The organism is Rhodanobacter sp. MP1X3 (genome assembly GCF_014207165.1).
GTDB lineage: Bacteria > Pseudomonadota > Gammaproteobacteria > Xanthomonadales > Rhodanobacteraceae > Rhodanobacter.
Map to the genome: position 1 here is coordinate 827,706 of NZ_JACHCO010000001.1, position 15,013 is coordinate 842,718.

Annotated in this window: 12 protein-coding genes and 1 tRNA gene; 9 read left to right on the plus strand and 4 right to left on the minus strand. The window is 57.5% G+C overall.

Translation table 11 applies throughout. The features are described 5' to 3' along the window. The first annotated feature begins 6 nt into the window (after positions 1-6). The 5 genes from rpsI to HDE79_RS03385 all read left to right on the plus strand — a co-directional run bounded on the left by rpsI (position 7) and on the right by HDE79_RS03385 (position 4,210). On the plus strand, positions 7-399 hold the full coding sequence (gene rpsI / locus HDE79_RS03365; RefSeq protein ID WP_184600497.1) for a 30S ribosomal protein S9: 393 nt from the start codon (positions 7-9) through the stop codon (positions 397-399). Between the two features lie 66 nt (positions 400-465). Beyond that, positions 466-539, plus strand: a tRNA-Gln gene (locus HDE79_RS03370). Positions 540-679: 140 nt separating this feature from the next. Continuing rightward, positions 680-2,353: a site-specific integrase gene (locus HDE79_RS03375; protein ID WP_184600498.1), complete on the plus strand. Its 1,674-nt coding sequence runs from the start codon at positions 680-682 to the stop codon at positions 2,351-2,353. 641 nt (positions 2,354-2,994) lie between these two features. Continuing rightward, the gene (locus HDE79_RS03380) at positions 2,995-3,294 is read left to right on the plus strand and encodes a helix-turn-helix transcriptional regulator (RefSeq protein ID WP_184600499.1); all 300 of its coding nucleotides are present in this window, start codon (positions 2,995-2,997) and stop codon (positions 3,292-3,294) included. Next, the gene (locus HDE79_RS03385) at positions 3,272-4,210 is read left to right on the plus strand and encodes a reverse transcriptase family protein (protein WP_184600500.1); all 939 of its coding nucleotides are present in this window, start codon (positions 3,272-3,274) and stop codon (positions 4,208-4,210) included. Before HDE79_RS03380 ends, HDE79_RS03385 begins: the two co-directional genes overlap by 23 nt. A gap of 95 nt (positions 4,211-4,305) precedes the next feature. Here HDE79_RS03385 and HDE79_RS03390 read toward each other — a convergent pair whose 3' ends face one another. Then, positions 4,306-5,550 (minus strand): hypothetical protein, encoded by a 1,245-nt coding sequence (locus HDE79_RS03390; RefSeq protein WP_184600501.1) that lies wholly within the window; start codon positions 5,548-5,550, stop codon positions 4,306-4,308. A gap of 363 nt (positions 5,551-5,913) precedes the next feature. Between HDE79_RS03390 and HDE79_RS03395 the strand changes: the two genes are divergently transcribed. Beyond that, complete coding sequence (locus tag HDE79_RS03395) at positions 5,914-6,597, plus strand: recombinase family protein (RefSeq protein ID WP_184600502.1); 684 nt, start codon at positions 5,914-5,916, stop codon at positions 6,595-6,597. Positions 6,598-6,799: 202 nt separating this feature from the next. On the opposite strand, the gene HDE79_RS03400 is transcribed toward HDE79_RS03395, so the two are convergent. From HDE79_RS03400 to HDE79_RS03410, 3 genes are all read right to left on the minus strand, one after another. After that, positions 6,800-7,027 carry a hypothetical protein gene (locus HDE79_RS03400; RefSeq protein ID WP_184600503.1) on the minus strand — a complete coding sequence of 76 codons (228 nt, stop codon included), beginning with the start codon at positions 7,025-7,027 and terminating at the stop codon, positions 6,800-6,802. 87 nt (positions 7,028-7,114) lie between these two features. Next, entirely contained in the window at positions 7,115-7,456 is a 342-nt protein-coding gene (locus HDE79_RS03405; RefSeq protein WP_221439992.1) for an ankyrin repeat domain-containing protein, read from the minus strand. Beyond that, positions 7,447-11,661, minus strand: a complete 4,215-nt coding sequence (locus HDE79_RS03410; protein ID WP_184600504.1) for an RHS repeat-associated core domain-containing protein — start codon at positions 11,659-11,661, stop codon at positions 7,447-7,449. The genes HDE79_RS03405 and HDE79_RS03410 overlap by 10 nt, the downstream gene beginning before the upstream one ends. A 702-nt stretch (positions 11,662-12,363) precedes the next feature. On the opposite strand from HDE79_RS03410, the gene HDE79_RS03415 reads away from it, so the two are divergent. From HDE79_RS03415 to HDE79_RS03425, 3 genes are read left to right on the plus strand one after another with little or no spacing between them, the layout of a single operon-like run. Further along, entirely contained in the window at positions 12,364-13,818 is a 1,455-nt protein-coding gene (locus tag HDE79_RS03415; RefSeq protein ID WP_184600505.1) for a hypothetical protein, read from the plus strand. Next, positions 13,818-14,501 carry a hypothetical protein gene (locus HDE79_RS03420; RefSeq protein WP_184600506.1) on the plus strand — a complete coding sequence of 228 codons (684 nt, stop codon included), beginning with the start codon at positions 13,818-13,820 and terminating at the stop codon, positions 14,499-14,501. Before HDE79_RS03415 ends, HDE79_RS03420 begins: the two co-directional genes overlap by 1 nt. Positions 14,502-14,537: 36 nt before the next feature. After that, a complete protein-coding gene (locus HDE79_RS03425) occupies positions 14,538-14,999 on the plus strand; it encodes a KilA-N domain-containing protein (RefSeq protein ID WP_184600507.1) in 462 nt (153 codons plus the stop codon). The last annotated feature ends 14 nt before the right edge of the window (positions 15,000-15,013 follow it).

Consider the following 15,013-nt stretch of genomic DNA (forward strand, 5'->3'; position numbering starts at 1 on the left):
ACCATCATGACGATCCAGCAGAATTACGGCACCGGCCGCCGCAAGACCTCCGCCGCCCGCGTGTTTCTCCGCAAGGGCAATGGCCAGATTGTGGTCAACGGCAAGTCCCTCGAACAGTTCTTTGGTCGCGAGACCTCGTGCATGATCGTGCGCCAGCCGCTCGAGCTGACCGACAACACCAGCAAGTTCGACATCCTGGTGACGGTTGCCGGTGGCGGCATCACCGGCCAGGCCGGCGCGATCCGCCTCGGTATCGCTCGCGCACTGATCGAGTACGACGAAACCCTGAAGTCGCCGCTGCGCAAGGCTGGCTTTGTGACCCGTGACGCCCGCGAAGTTGAGCGTAAAAAGGTCGGTCTGCACAAGGCACGTCGCGCCACCCAGTTCTCCAAGCGCTAATTTCCTCGGAAACAGCGTTTGTCGGTTCGATGCACCAGAGTCAGAGCGCATCGATCCAGCGGTTTTTGGGAGATCGTCTAACGGTAGGACGACAGCCTCTGACGCTGTCTATCTAGGTTCGAATCCTAGTCTCCCAGCCAACATCAAAGGCCCCGCTCATGCGGGGCTTTTGTTTTTGTTCTGGCGTAAGGGTTTCAAGGCATATGGAGCTCGTCCCGAGGCCGGCGGTAGTCCGGTCGAAAGACGAATTGTTCCCACAATGCTCCCACAAAATTCCCACATGGCTCGGAAACGCGGGCGGTTCTACTACCGTCGGCGTATTCCGAATACCAGTTCCGAAGTGACGGTGTCGCTGCGAACAAGCAGCTTCCGAGAAGCTCAACATCTCTGTATCCTCCTCAATCGTATTTTCTTGCGGTTGACGTTGATGCCCGCTCTGCCTGAGTTGAAATCCGTGCTACGCCATGAGCTAGCTCTGGCCGTCGAACGTGATCGACAGCGCCACTTCGCGACCCCTTACGGTTCACCGGTCTACTCCTATGACGTTGATGACGGCGACTTGATGGCGGCGGACCTTCGCCAAGTTGATGCTGACCTTGTTGACGCTCGCAACTCTTTGGCTCTTCGCGACACGATGGGTATTGATGATTGGGTCGATGAGGTGATGTCCAAGCATGGGTTAGCGCCGGAGTTGCGAGCGGAACTCTCGCTTGGACTAGCCATGGTTCGGGTTCAACGCTTGGAACAGTCGAAAGTGCATTTGATCTCGGGCGCTACACCCAAGGTAGCTATAGGGGCGGAGGCCGTCGCGACCGTAGAACACGCGCCAGCCCCTGCAGCGGCTCTCGGTGGCCCCAAGCTGTCCGATGTACTTCCCGTCTTCATAGCTCAGATGTCGAATGAGAGCGGCTGGCGTGGACAGACTCTGATGCAGAACAAGGGAACCTATCGCATCTTCATGGAGGTCTGTGGCGATCTGCCGGTGAGTTCGTACAAACGGCCAGAGCTCGCCAGGACGTTGGATCTCTTCCGCAGTCTTCCCGCGGACTACGCGAAGGCGAAGCGATGGGAGGGTCTTTCGCTGGCCGAGGTCGCCGCCAAGGCAAAGTCCGAGGAATCTCGGCTCGCTGTGAAAACCTTGAAGCGCCACTTTGCAGCGCTCGGTAGTCTGTTCAAGCACCTGATCGAACGCGGTGAGTATGAAGGCGCGAACCCTGCGCATGGCTTCAGCTTCCCCGAGAAGATGCGCGCCAAGATGAAGCGCCAGATGTGGGAGGGTGAGAGGCTGCGCAAGCTCTTTGCCTCTCCCATATGGACCGGCTGCAAAACCCCACGGCAACGGAGTAGCCCGGGCACTTTGATCATCAAGGACGAGAAGTACTGGCTACCATTGTTGGGGCTCTATCACGGCAATCGCCTGGAGGAGTTCGCGCAGCTCATAGGTTCTGACGTTCGGCGCGACGACGACATATGGTATCTCGACATCAATGATGACGAGAGTAAGCAGATCAAGAACGAGCAGTCGAAGCGACGTGTGCCGATCCACCCCACATTGCTTGCGCTTGGATTCTTGGATTACGTCCAGTCGGTTGCGCCGACTCCCGGTGACCAGCTGTTCCCCAAATTGACTCCTGGGGGAGCCGATAGGAAACGCGGTCATTCATTTTCCAAATGGTGGACGAGATATCGGCGCGAGATTGGGGTCTATGAGTCGGGACTGGACTATCACTCTTTCCGGCACGGTGTGACCACTAAGCTTTTTGCGGCTGAGGTCACGGATGTGTTCGTCGACGAGCTCACTGGACACGAGGGCAAGGGAACGAGCCGAGCCGTCTATACGAAGGAGATGCCGCTACGAAAGTTGTTCGATGCGATCTGCAAGGTGGAGTGGCCTGAGGTCGCGGTGACCACGGGTGGAGGGGAAGTGCGCCCTCTCACTAAGCCCTTGACATAGCATTTACGCGGTTTCCCGCCTAGGCGGTCTCTACGGTTCAAGCAGCACTGCAATGCTCCACGGATCGATCGCTATAGCGGTCGGCTGCTATCCGTAAGCCTAAATGTAACCTGAATATGGTTCGCTTAGAGCGAACTAAAATCGCCATTATTGGTTCGCTCGTGGTACGGTGGGCCTGTCGTGGAAGGGGATGGTCTTGCGCGGTTGGAGCCGGATGGTCGGCTCGAGGGGTGAAAAGCCCCAAATGTTCCTGCGGCGACGTTCTCCCCCCCTATCTGGACGGAGACGGAGACGGAGGATTCAGGTGGCTCCGGCAAGGGCTCGGAGCCAATGGATTGGTGGAGGGATAGCTGACGTTTCCCCGCTTCTGGAGTTGCAAGGGGTGCCATCCGGCACTACACCAGGAGCAAGGCTATGCAAAAGCACAGTCGGAAACGCGACAAACGTCAGTGGTTGCTGTTGCACCTAAAGCGCGTAATGCGTCAACGGTGGTTTTTCAAGCTGGTTATCACGGTGGTTTGGAAGATCTACGATCATTTCACGCCCTGATGGCACCGGTCCAAGGCTTGGACATATGACACACAGCGACACCCTCCCTTAGTTCAGCAAGCTGAGGCCATGCACGAGCTTAGTGAGTAGCCATGTTAGATCGCGCGTTGAAAACGGTCAGAGAGGTACATCAAATCCGTCAGGCTGACCTTGCGGAAAAATTGGGTATCTCGAAGTCTCACCTTTCCGAACTGGAAAGTGGAAAGAAGGGAGTGTCTGTAGAACTCTTGAAGAAGTACGCCAACATTTTCGATGTCCCGCCGTCGACGTTCCTCAGCTTCATGGAAGCACTCGAGGGAGAGTCAGACCGCAGGCGAGAGAAGGCAAAGAAGCTACTGCGCGTCCTGGAATGGACCTTGGATAAGACCGATGGCGAGCAAGCAAACAAATAGCGCGCAGCGATATGGCGTCGGCACTTCCCCTCTGTACGGCATACAGTCGAAACGTAGGCTCGCTGAAGTGCTTTTCTGGGCTGGACCGACGAGCGCCCTCGCCAGCTTTGCTCGTGATCCGGACAACTATGCTCGTTACATTGATCGGCGACGCTCCGAAAAGCCAAGGCTAATTGAGGCCCCCCAAGCTCGTCTGAAGGGCTTCCAAAAGCGCGTTGAAGATTTGCTTAAGCGTACTGTGATGCCCGACTACCTGCACTCGGGAATTCCCGGCCGATCATATCTGACATGCTCTGCGGCGCATCGCGACGCGGCAGGTTGCACGGTGACGATGGATATTTCGGACTTTTACCTGTCCATCAGTCAAGACCGGGTCACGCGGATGTTCATCGTACTTTTTGCCTGCACTCGCGACGTGGCGGAGGTCCTTGCGCAGCTCCTCTGTTGTGATGGACATCTGGCGACAGGAAGTCCTGCAAGCCCGTTGCTTTCCTTCTTGGCCAATAAAGAGACGTTCGATCAGATTGCGGCACATGCGGGTCGCAGGAGCGGCGCCTTCACGCTGTATATAGATGACGTTGCACTCACAGGCAAAGGGATCGGCACTGCCGAGGTCAAATGGATAACTCGATTGCTTAAGCGCTCTGACTTCACGGTAAAGCGATCGAAGACAAAGATATTTCGTGCCTCTCGCGCTCGTCTTATCACGGGACGCGTCCTTTACGGGGGCCAGAGCCGCGCACCGAGTCGGCAGCATCAGAAGATGAAGGCGGCAATAGAGGCGTCGAACGCGCTTCCGAAGGACAAGGCGCTCAAGGCGTCGGCCATAGGAAGGGTGCGCCATGTTGCGCTACTGGATGATGTTAGGCGCGATGGCATGCGGGCAACTGCGAAGCGACTCGCACCCCCGAAATAAGTCGGACGATCAACGGTCCGGCAGAATTGGCTGCAGCTAGATGTAGCCGTAGTCAGCAGCGCCGCAGCGTTCGGCGGCATACAGTGTCATGAGGCCTATGGCGCCGGCTTGATACCTTTGGCAGCCAAGCTCGTGGCGATATTTGCTGCCAGCGTAGCCGCTTCCCCGGCAGGTGAAACGGTCAACTCATGTCTCTCATAAATCCTGCCGGGTGCAGTGCCTATGATTTCAAGAGTATTTTCGCAGAGCAGCTTCAAAGGCGCGTTGCTATCTGATGCCGTGCCAAGGTCCTTCATCTGATTGTGAAAGCCTTCGAATGACGAGGCAATCGCCGCTTTGTAGCCATAGTCTTCTTCAAGCCGGCGAGCGAGTGCTGACTCTCTACTTGCATGAAGGGTGAGCCAGAGAAGCGCACCGGCGACTGGAAGACGCGACAACCACAGGCGAACAAGCTGATCGTATGTCAGCGCATCGCCGGTCCATATTACGTGCACTAATCCAGTGACACCGAGCAGGACCAGCAGAACTAGTGAGCCTATAAAAACTCGCTGCCACCTGATGCGAGGCGTGTGAAATGAATTCGCTCTCTCGGCGAACGCGCTTGCGAGTCCCGCACTAGTAGCGCCTGGCAGGAGCCCTACAATCGTAGCGAGCTTCGCTTTCGCTTCTGTTTCGAGCTCTTTAAGGTTTTTCTCATAAGCAGCAATTGCCTCCTCAACAGCCACAGACTTGTCTGCGAGTTTCTTGGTTTGCGCAGCGGAAGCTTTCGATTCTCCAAGAGTCACGGCGGCCGCAGCCGCTCCTGCCTCTGCGTTTACCTTGGTGGCCTGTACGTCGGTGAGGATAGTGCTAGTAGCATCAGCAGCGGCCTGTGCGCGGGACTGTGAGCCATCGGCGGCTGTTGCCTTCTGGGCGGCATTCGTAACAAGCTTATCGAGCTCGGCCCGTACTTTGTCCGCGTGCGTTTGAGCGGCCGTGATGTGCTCTGACTTAGCTGCAACCACCAACTGTTCCGCCTCAACTTTCGCGGCTGCTGCCGTAGAGGTAGCTGCAGCTGAGTTAGTTTCAGCGAGTTTTGATTTAGCCTCCTCAAGTGCAGATGCACTCAGGCGCTCATTCTCCGCCGCTGCAGCCATCGATACCTTGGCAGCTTCCAGCGCCGCAGCACTCAACCGCTGACTTTCAATCACCGCTGCGCCCGACGTCTTGGCTTCATCGACAAGTTTTGCGAGTATTCCTAGCTGTTCGCGAGCTATACGCAGCGCATTGTCCAGGTCTTCGTTGGGTGCTAAGTCAGATTCCGTGGCGAGCGCGCCAGGCTTATTATCTTCAATATTCATATCGCTTACTTTCCCTAGTGTTATCGACGGTTGTCGAATCGAGAGCTGCATCGAATAGGTGGCACCGGATTCCCATGCAAGCTCCCTGCCATGGTGCGACGCGCAATAGGTACTACCGCACGGTGCCAACCAAAAAAATGCAGCGGAAATTTCCGTTGGGGTATCCAATGTGTTGCGCGAGTCATCCCCCCCGTGGGTCGCCTCTCGTGCATAGAAGCAGCCCCATACCCCATACATTTGCTATCTACGACCTTGACGCCCCTTGTCGGCGCCTCTGTGGGGGCCAGCGTCGACGGATAGGCTAACGGTGGGTACAATATTGACTAACGAACATTAGTCCATCTTGTACCCATCAGGCACCCCATGAAAATCGTCAGCTACCTGCGGGTATCCACACGGCAACAAGGCATCAGCGGTCTAGGACTTGAGGCTCAGCGCACAGCCATTGAGACCTACGCAGCCCAGCGGAGCGGCAAGGTCATCGAAACCTTCACCGAGGTCGAGAGCGGCAAGCTCAACAGTCGGCCTGAGTTGTTGAAAGCACTGCATCTCGCGAAGGTGACCGGGGCCACGCTGGTGATCGCCAAGCTAGATCGACTCTCCCGCAATGCCGCCTTCCTGCTGACGCTGCGCGACAGCGGCGTGCGTTTTATTGCGGCAGACCTGCCGGATGCTAATGACCTCACGGTGGGCATCATGGCCCTCGTGGCTCAACAGGAACGTGAGGCGATCTCTCGCCGCACCACGGAGGCCCTAGCCGCCGCCAAAGCCCGTGGGGTGCGTCTGGGGAATCCTAATGGAGCCGCGGCGCTCAAGCGTGCGGATAAGGGCAATGCGGCGGGAGTGGCAGCAATTCGCGGCGCTGCGGATAGTCACGCCAAGAACCTTCAACCGGTCATCAACTCTTTGGCTTCAGAAGGCACGACGAGTCTTGGTGCAGTGGCTGAAGCGCTCAACGAGCGCGGCATGCTGACCCCGCGAGGCGGACGCTGGCATAAATCTTCTGTGAGGAACTTGTTGGATCGTCTCGGCGGCTTAACGGTATAGAGGTGACGGGTAGGCGACATACACCAAGCGGGTGGATTCAATCTGAGTCAGCACACCTTCGCCGTGCGTCAGCTCACCACGAATCACTCGCTCCTAGATCGCCAAGACCTCCTGTTCGGCGCATCTTATAGAATGCGCCATTGGTGAGATGTGGGCCTGCAACTGCAGCTTGACGCCCTCAACCTAAGCTTATACCTAGTACTTAAGCACGTTTAATCAGAACAAAATCCACATGCGATTCAGGGTAGTGAATAGTGCCGGCCACTTCTGTATTAACGACAACTCCTATTTTTAGATAACCCCAGTCGTCTCCAGAATAGCCTTCCGTATATTTATTCTGCTCAATTAAACCTACGACCTTTCCAGTCATGCCGCCTCCAAGGTCAACAAAGTCGTCAAGCATCACAATTTGTCCGTCTTCATAGAACATATCTCAACCCCCATTCACGAAAGGATTAATGGGAATAGACGCATCAGGTGGCACAGCGCCACGTCAACCTTTATCACTGGATATTCGTCACTCTCCAGGCTTTTTCCCGAATTCGTCCTCCATATTTTTATCGGCTCCATGCGCTAATAACAGTTCGACTATCTCTAGGCGCCCTTTCATGTAAGCGTAATGCAGCGCAGTACAAGACATATCCCCCGTTTGATTCACATCTTGGCCAGCCCTTATAAGAAGCTCGATGGTTTTGACATCGCCACGTTGAGCAGCTATATGGATTAGATGGTCGTCATTGGAATCAACGTAGGATATCGGATCAATTGGTGCTGTCGGGTCGTCACCTCCATAATTTAAGAGATAATTATATCGATGCTGAATCTCGGTGATTTCATCTTTTGTTAAATTTATGGGCATGAGCATTTAGCCTTTTTCAATTTATCTTCTAGATTACGTATTGCATTCATTGACTGTTGGTTTGCTTGGTCATGCCGTCCGGGCCACCATTTAGCATCCCACGCCTGTCTACCCGCCAAAAGAGCTTGTTCCCTAGCCAACGCCCATCGAAGCATTGCACATTCGTCTAAATCCGGTGGAGGCGGTTCATTATATTGATCTTTGTATGTCTGCCATTCTTGATTGGCCGCCGGATCATCAACCCGCTGATTTGCCATGGCGGTGCCAATAGCTATCGCCGCAGGCCCAACACAGATCGGCCCGGCGGCTAAACACAGCGCAACCGGATCATCCTGAGGATACTGTTGCGTCTGCTGAGGTAACCCAGTTACCGGAGAAATTACCGGTCTGTTATCGGGGACGGGGACAGGAATAACAAACTGCAGCCCGAGCGGATCGATACCATCCAACGGGTTACTACCCACATAGGCGAACGTGCTGATGCCTCCATTGAATCCGGCCGGATCGGTCTGCGCATAGCGTCCCAGGTAAGACTCGAAAGTCCGATAACCGTTGTCCGCCGTTCCCGTCTCGGCGTCATACCACTGCCCTGGATAGCGCAAGTTGAGCGTGTATCCCGCGGATGACGGCTGCTGCTCACCGAAGGGATTCCCCGCATAGGCCCACGACCAGATAGCGGTTCCTGCGCTGTTGGTGACCGCTCGTGGTGTCCCGAGTTGATCAGCCGTGACGTAATTGACTGTGCTGGATGTGACGCTACCACTGCCCGTGGTGTCCACCGTGGCAACCGGCAGATCATCCAGCCACACATAGTCACGGCTGCTCGCACCATAGTTGGCAAGCATATGCCCCGCTTGGTCGTAATCGAAGCGCAGGCTGGTAGCCGACGTGTACACCCGCTGGCCGAGGGCGTTGTAGAGGTAGGTGCCGACCGTCGCACCGTTAGCCTGGGCGAGCGCGATGCGTTGACGTGAGTCGTAAGCAAAACCGTAGGTCTGGCCGCCTATCACGCTGCCGGTGGTGTTGCCGTTGGCGTCGTTGGCGCGGGGGGCGCTGCCAATGCTGGCGAGTTGATGTGTACCGCTGGTGTAGCTGTAGGTACCCGTTGCCAGACCGGAGGCGGTCTTGCTCAGTCGGTCACCGGTGGAATTGTAGGTATAGCTCTCCAGTACGCCACTGCTGTTGGTGACGCTGGTCAGGTGATACAGCGGGTCGTACTGATAGCTCTCGGTGGCGGGATTGGCACCGGGGGCGTTGCCCAGGGCGGTGATGTCGCCCATCGCATCCCGGCCAAAATGCAGCGTCAGAGCGGGACTTGTGAGGTCCGTGAGCCTGTAGTTGGCATCGTAGGCGCGCGTAACGGTTTGGCCATTGCCCAGCGTGTAGCCGCTGATCGGCCCGAACGGCAGCCAGGTGACACTGCTGACCACGGTGGGCGATGCGGACGTGCTGCCGCTGGGTGTGACCTGGACACCGCTGATGCGACCATTGCTGTTGAAGGCGTAGCTGATCACCGTGCCATCGGGTGTGGTCTCACCGCTCAGCCGATCCGCGGCGGTGTAGCTGTAGGAGGTGCTGTCGGTTGTCCCCGAGACCACCTGCGTCTTCTGGATGACATTGCCGCGCGCGTCGTAGCAGTAGGTGGTACTGACCGCGTTCTCCACCATCCGCGTCAACCGACCGATAGGTGCGGAGGCCGTACAACCCGTGACGCTATTGGCTTCGTCGTAGGTGTAGGTGACATTGGCTGTGGTGTCCATGTAGCTGGTGCCAGTTTTACGGTCGAGGGCATCGTAGGTGGATGTCGCCACCACGCCCTTGGCATCCGTATGGGTGAGCACATTGCCCGCGGCGTCGAAGGTCGATGAACTGGCGCCGCTGTCCGGACTTTGCAGTGCGGTGAGATTGCTGAGTCCGTCATGGGTGTAACTGGTGACCAGATTCGTGGGGTCGGTGACACTGGTGATGCGATCCAACGCATCCTGGTTCGTGGTCGTGGTGGTGTTCGCCGTCGCCGTATCGGTACCGTTGTAGTTGTCGAGGGTGGAGACCAGACGATTGAGCGCGTCGTAGCTTTGCTGGCGCTGGATGCTGAGGCCATCGGCGCTGTGCGTCAGGTTGCCATTGGCGTCGTAGCTATCGCTGTAGCCCGCGTTGAAGACGGTCTGGTTCAGACCATCGATCACGGCGGTGAGCTGCCCCAGCGCGTTGTAGCTGCGCGACAGGCTATGCACGACGGTGCCGGAGGCCGTACTGATCTGCTCCGCGGTTTTGTTGCCGGCCACATCCAGCGTGTAATGGATATCGTTGCCCTGCGCGTCGGTGATGTCGGTGAGCCGGTGCGCGGCGTCATAACCAAACGTTGTCACGACCCCATCGGGATCGGTGAGGGTCTTGACGTTGCCATACGGCATATACGCGAACGTGGTGGCCGAGCCGCCCACGCTGCGCGAGGCCAGCCAGCCGCGCGGTGTGTACGTCATGTCCGTATTGAACCCGTTGGGGTCGGTGATGCGCGTCACGCGTCCTGCGCCGTCATAGGAGGCGTAGGTCGTGACGTGGCCGAGGGCATCGGTGATCTGATACAGATCGCCCGGCTGGTAACAGGCACCGCCCGGCGTACCGCAGTTCGTGGCACTGCTGGTTGTGTAATAGCTGTAGGTGGTGGTCTGGCTCAGATCGGTCCGTGGACCGGTCGAAGTCAGCAGCAGGCCGATCAGCGGGCAGCCGCTACTGACGGCAGTGCAATAGGTAGAGGTCCAGCGGCGCACCCCAGCGGGAACAGTCCCCGTGGCGGCACAGGTATAGGAGGAGGCAGCAGCATTGGTTGGATCAGACTCGCATCGCGCCAGCGTCTGTCCGGACGTGTTGTAAACCCAAGCGGAGCTGGCGACCGTATTGCCGTTCACATCGAGCACGGTACGCGAGAGCGGGACACGCAGTGCGGTATTCCACATCGTGTTGGTCGTGCGCTGCGTCGGCTGCCCTTGTGCCTCGACCACTTGGGTCAGCAACGCGGCGGTATGTGAATAGGCCGTCACGTAACCACGCGCATCCGTAGCCGTCTGGACCAGTCCGTTGCCATCAAACGTAAAGCTGTCCGACTGCGCAACGCAGCCTGTACACGCCTGTGATTTTTGTGATGGCCGGTTGACACCGAGGCTCGGTTGGAACGTTGCCGACAGGCTGGCATTCAGTGGTTCAGTGATGGTGGCACTGGCGACGATCGGTGCGCTGGTGACTTGATCGGTTGCCATTTGATAACTGAAGGCATAGCTCGACACGTTATTGGCTAAAGCATTCGCGATGGCAAGGCCCTGAGCGTTATATGTGGTGGTGTCGTAAACAATCGATGCCTCGTCCACCGTACTGGTCAAGGCATCGGGAAAGTTGGCACCCGAGGTATAGGAGGATTCGTTGTAGTTGTAGGTGACAAACGACGTATCGGGATAAGTGACTTTTTGTAGATTGTTGTTGGCGTCATAAGCAAATGTGATCAGGCCGCCATCGGGCTGAGTTACCTGCGCAAGACGCCCGCTCGTGTCATAGGAAAACTGCAGCGTTCGGCCAAAGCTATCTTGCACACTGGTAATCAGTGCTTTGTTGGTCTCGCGCGACAGCGTTTGTTGAAAGCCATTGCGATCCGTGATCGAAAGGAGGTCGCCTGCACTGTCATACGATTCGGTCTGACCTTGATCATTGAGGTAGGTAAAGCTGGTGAAGTTGCCGCTGCCGTCCTGCGTCGATGACAACGCCCCGTTGATATCGCCATCCACAGTCCATACGCCAGCGACGAAGTTCGCAACGTAAGTAGCGCCATTACCCCGCGTGAGGTACGCGAAGATAGGTCCAGCTGCATTTGCCGACGTCGCGGAAGCGCGCACACTACGCATATAACTGAGTGATCGATTGGCGCCAAGAACACGTTCTATAGGCAAAATGGATTCCGTCGCCTCGGAACTGTTATAGGTCCAAGTCACTTCGAGCGGAAATGGCCCCACCCCGCGAAATTCGGTCTTGATCTCATAAGCGTTACCGGTGGCAGCATTGATCGGGTCGCCGCTAACACAGCTCGGACACCCTGTGGGCTTACCCTGACTTTTCGTACCATCGACCTGTGGCGAAGCCGGCCGCGGCAAGTAGTAGAGGTAGTTGCCAACGGGCTGCCACTCGCCATTGTTCCCGTTATAGGTCTGGGACTGCACGGCGTATTCCGTATCATGAAGGACTCCCGCATCTCTGCAGCGCCAATTGTTGGGATAGGCGGCAATAAGAGACGCGTTGTCACTTAGGCACTCAGCCATCGCGCCAGACTCAGTTCCATAATCTTGAGCAGACGACGTCGAAGGAAAAACGAGAGAGCCGAGTAGAAGCACGCAGCAAAAAACAGCGCACCGCGTAGGGGCTAGTTGTCGGAGGAAGGAGCGAACAAAGTCCATTTAATTTCCCCTGTACCGCAAACCGGATGGCTAGATTTGCGCGCACGTATGCCAATGATGTGAGAGCGATAGTGGTAGACGGTTTTATGGCAGGTCGCGTGCGAGATGACGGCTCGCTCAACCCTCTGCGAGCCGTGATAACTCTACGCTGCCCCGCCCCTTATTCGCCTGACGATAGTGCCATCGCATGACAACGAAGTCTTCAGGTATTTCCTGGACCTTCTCCTTCGCTTTGAGCGAGTCGATCCGTATCGCCGTGGCATGGGCGCCGCGGCACATCAAGACAGCCAGTCAGTGTTATTCCGCGAGGCGAGCACACGAACCGCCCGAGCCTCAGGAAGGCGTGACCGCCTAGTATTCGTAAGTTATTGCGGTTACTGTGCGCGCCTGCAGCCAGTCCAGACAGTGACCCCTATGCACCTTGTAGCCCGTCCCTCTGTGAGGGTAGGAGGGGTGTCGAGTTTTGATATGACCCGTACGACCATGACCGAAGCCCTGTCGCCGAAGGACCGGCGATTCGAACCCTCGCGCAACCCCGTCACCCAGGAGGCGCACCAGTTCATCGCCGAGGTCATGCAGAAGCTGAGCGCTACGGAGAATCGTCGCAAGAAGCGCAAGCCCATCGACCAAGCCATCCACGAGAGCGCGCTATCGGCCCTCATCTGCGACTTGGTTCATCGGTGCTCACTCGAACCCACGGGGTGGCTCACGGTGGAACTGTCGAAAGCCGCGCTGTCCACAGGCAAACGACGCGCGCCCTTCATGACTGAGCAATTCGCCGTCCTCGTGAAGTCGCTGGCGCAGCCCGCCGTCGATGTTCTGGAACTGCGCGTGGGCGACCCACACCCCTACACGGGCGTGCGGTCCACCATCCGGGCCAGTGAGGCCTTTCAGGCTCGTGTGGATGCGCTGGGCTTGGACATCGAACACTTCAGCCGTGACCCAAAGCTTCTTGGTGATCCCCTGGAGCTGCGCTCGGTGAAGACCAAGCGGCTGGTGAATGGCAAGTTCGCTTTCATCGCCGACAAACTCCCTCTTCCTGACAGCGACCGCGTCACTCACATGCGCAGCGAGATGACCGCGATCAATGCCTGGATCGCAGGGGCCTCCCTGTGGTGGCTGGGCGACTTCAAGGCCGACAAGATCGACGTCGGGCAACGCGCCCTCAAACGTATCTTCAACAACGGGTCACTGGACGCGGGCGGGCGACTCTACGGTGGCTTCTGGCAGTACGCCAAGAGTGCGCTACGGATGGACAGCATCATCATTGATGATCAGGCGGTGGCCTCGCTGGACTTCGCCCAATCCGCCCTACGCATGGCGTATGCCCAAGTCGGTGTCGAGCCGCCACGGGGCGACCTCTACGCCATATGGGGCCTGGAGGGCTACCGCAGCGAAACCAAGAAGATCGTCAACGCGCTGCTCAGCGCCGACACGATGCCCCGTCGGTTTCCGAAGGGGACACGCGGGGAGATGCCCAGGAGCTGGAAGTTCGAGCGAGTGCTCAACGCCATCCACCGCTATCACGCGCCTATCGTTTCCTTGTTCGGCTCCGCGAGCGGTCTGCGCTTCATGAGAGATGAGAGCGAGATTCTTATCCGCACCCTGCAGAGGCTCCAGTCACTTGGCATCGTGGCCTTACCCATCCATGACTGTGTACTGGTCGGATGGTCTCACCGGGAGATCGCCAAGCAGGTGATGGAGGAAAGCTTCCATGAAGTGCTTGGTGTCATCGGTGTGGTGGAGGTCGAGGGGAGAGACTGGAGGAGTGAGATGAGGGAGAGGGAGGAAGGTGATACCCAAGGGACTGGGGATAGGGATGAGGAGGGAGATAACCACTCTTCTCCTGCTCTATCTATAGTTCAACCTGTGTTCCCCTTCAGTAGGGGCCATGAAGTCCCCATCGCTGGAGCATCGGACTGATGCCCGGTGCACGTAACCGCCAGCAGCGACTGGCTGATCTGCGTGGTCGCCTCGCGAATCCCCAAGACCCCTACGAGCGCTGCAGGGTCTATCCGTGCGCCAACGGCACCACAGCGGACCGCGGCGAGGGATTGAATCGTCTCTACTGCCGCAAGCACATCGAGTTCTATCGACGCCATGGGAGCTACGTGAAGCGCAGCTACGGTGCGGGCGAGTTGCGGCCGTATCGCGTGGAGGCGCTGGCTTGGCTCAGGGCGCATGGTGACGACCAGAGCGTGCGCTTGGCTATCGCGGGTGTGCAGAGGCTGTACAACGCTGCAGGAACGCCCGTGGAGGCCTTTAGGTTGCCCGGCAAGTCTCCTGGGGAACGAGCGAGGGCGACCTGGGCGCAGTTGCGGAAGCGTGAGATTGATCCGCTGGACGTGCTGGCGGCGTGGCTTGCGGTTGACCTACGGCTACGTGATGACCCGCAACCGGATCGTCACGACGAATACCGGCATGTGCAGGTGGCCAAGCTGATCCACCGGATGGCCGGTGGTACTCACAAGCGCTGGGAGTGCCAGAAAGCCACCGGGCAAGTCGATGTAACCGAGTTTCACAAACATCCCATCAGCCGCGGTCGAGTACTCCGCGTGTTAGGCCGCGAGCTTGCTATGGCCTGCAGGGACTTAACTGGCGTTTGATTGCTGAGCAACAGCCGCACACAAGGAGCAACATCAGTGAATAAGCCAAATCCACATCTAGACCTTGTCGCTAGCGATGACGACACCGCTAACCGTGTCGAACTTCGTCAGGATGCTGCAGGTCGCTATTGCCTCAGCGATCTGCATAAGGCCGCCGGAGGGTCGCCTAGCCATGATCCATCGAACTATCTTGGACTGGAGGAAACCCAGGAATTGATCATGCTATTGCGTGAGGAAGCGATCATCCACGGCATCGATCCTATCGTAATGCCGAACGGCCCTGACGGACCTATCTTCGTTTCAGATGAACTCGCCATTAGCTACACCGTGTGGCTGAGCCCTCAGGCGAGGCTCGCGGTCTACAGTGGATTCAGAGCCCACCGGGAGCGCTCAATAGGTGCCGAGGCTGACATCACCTCGACAGCTGAGATGTTGGGACAAGCCATGGAGGACGAGAGAGAACGTCAAGTACGTGGAGGTCGAGCTAAACCCAGCTGACTTAGGTTGACGGA

What these genes read in the sequence shown, in the direction of transcription:
- rpsI (WP_184600497.1), top strand. Translation starts at nt 7, where the DNA reads ATGACGATCCAGCAGAATTACGGCACCGGCCGCCGCAAGACCTCCGCC.
- HDE79_RS03375 (WP_184600498.1), top strand. Translation starts at nt 680, where the DNA reads ATGGCTCGGAAACGCGGGCGGTTCTACTACCGTCGGCGTATTCCGAAT.
- HDE79_RS03380 (WP_184600499.1), top strand. Translation starts at nt 2,995, where the DNA reads ATGTTAGATCGCGCGTTGAAAACGGTCAGAGAGGTACATCAAATCCGT.
- HDE79_RS03385 (WP_184600500.1), top strand. Translation starts at nt 3,272, where the DNA reads ATGGCGAGCAAGCAAACAAATAGCGCGCAGCGATATGGCGTCGGCACT.
- HDE79_RS03390 (WP_184600501.1), bottom strand. Translation starts at nt 5,550, where the DNA reads ATGAATATTGAAGATAATAAGCCTGGCGCGCTCGCCACGGAATCTGAC.
- HDE79_RS03395 (WP_184600502.1), top strand. Translation starts at nt 5,914, where the DNA reads ATGAAAATCGTCAGCTACCTGCGGGTATCCACACGGCAACAAGGCATC.
- HDE79_RS03400 (WP_184600503.1), bottom strand. Translation starts at nt 7,027, where the DNA reads ATGTTCTATGAAGACGGACAAATTGTGATGCTTGACGACTTTGTTGAC.
- HDE79_RS03405 (WP_221439992.1), bottom strand. Translation starts at nt 7,456, where the DNA reads ATGCCCATAAATTTAACAAAAGATGAAATCACCGAGATTCAGCATCGA.
- HDE79_RS03415 (WP_184600505.1), top strand. Translation starts at nt 12,364, where the DNA reads ATGACCCGTACGACCATGACCGAAGCCCTGTCGCCGAAGGACCGGCGA.
- HDE79_RS03420 (WP_184600506.1), top strand. Translation starts at nt 13,818, where the DNA reads ATGCCCGGTGCACGTAACCGCCAGCAGCGACTGGCTGATCTGCGTGGT.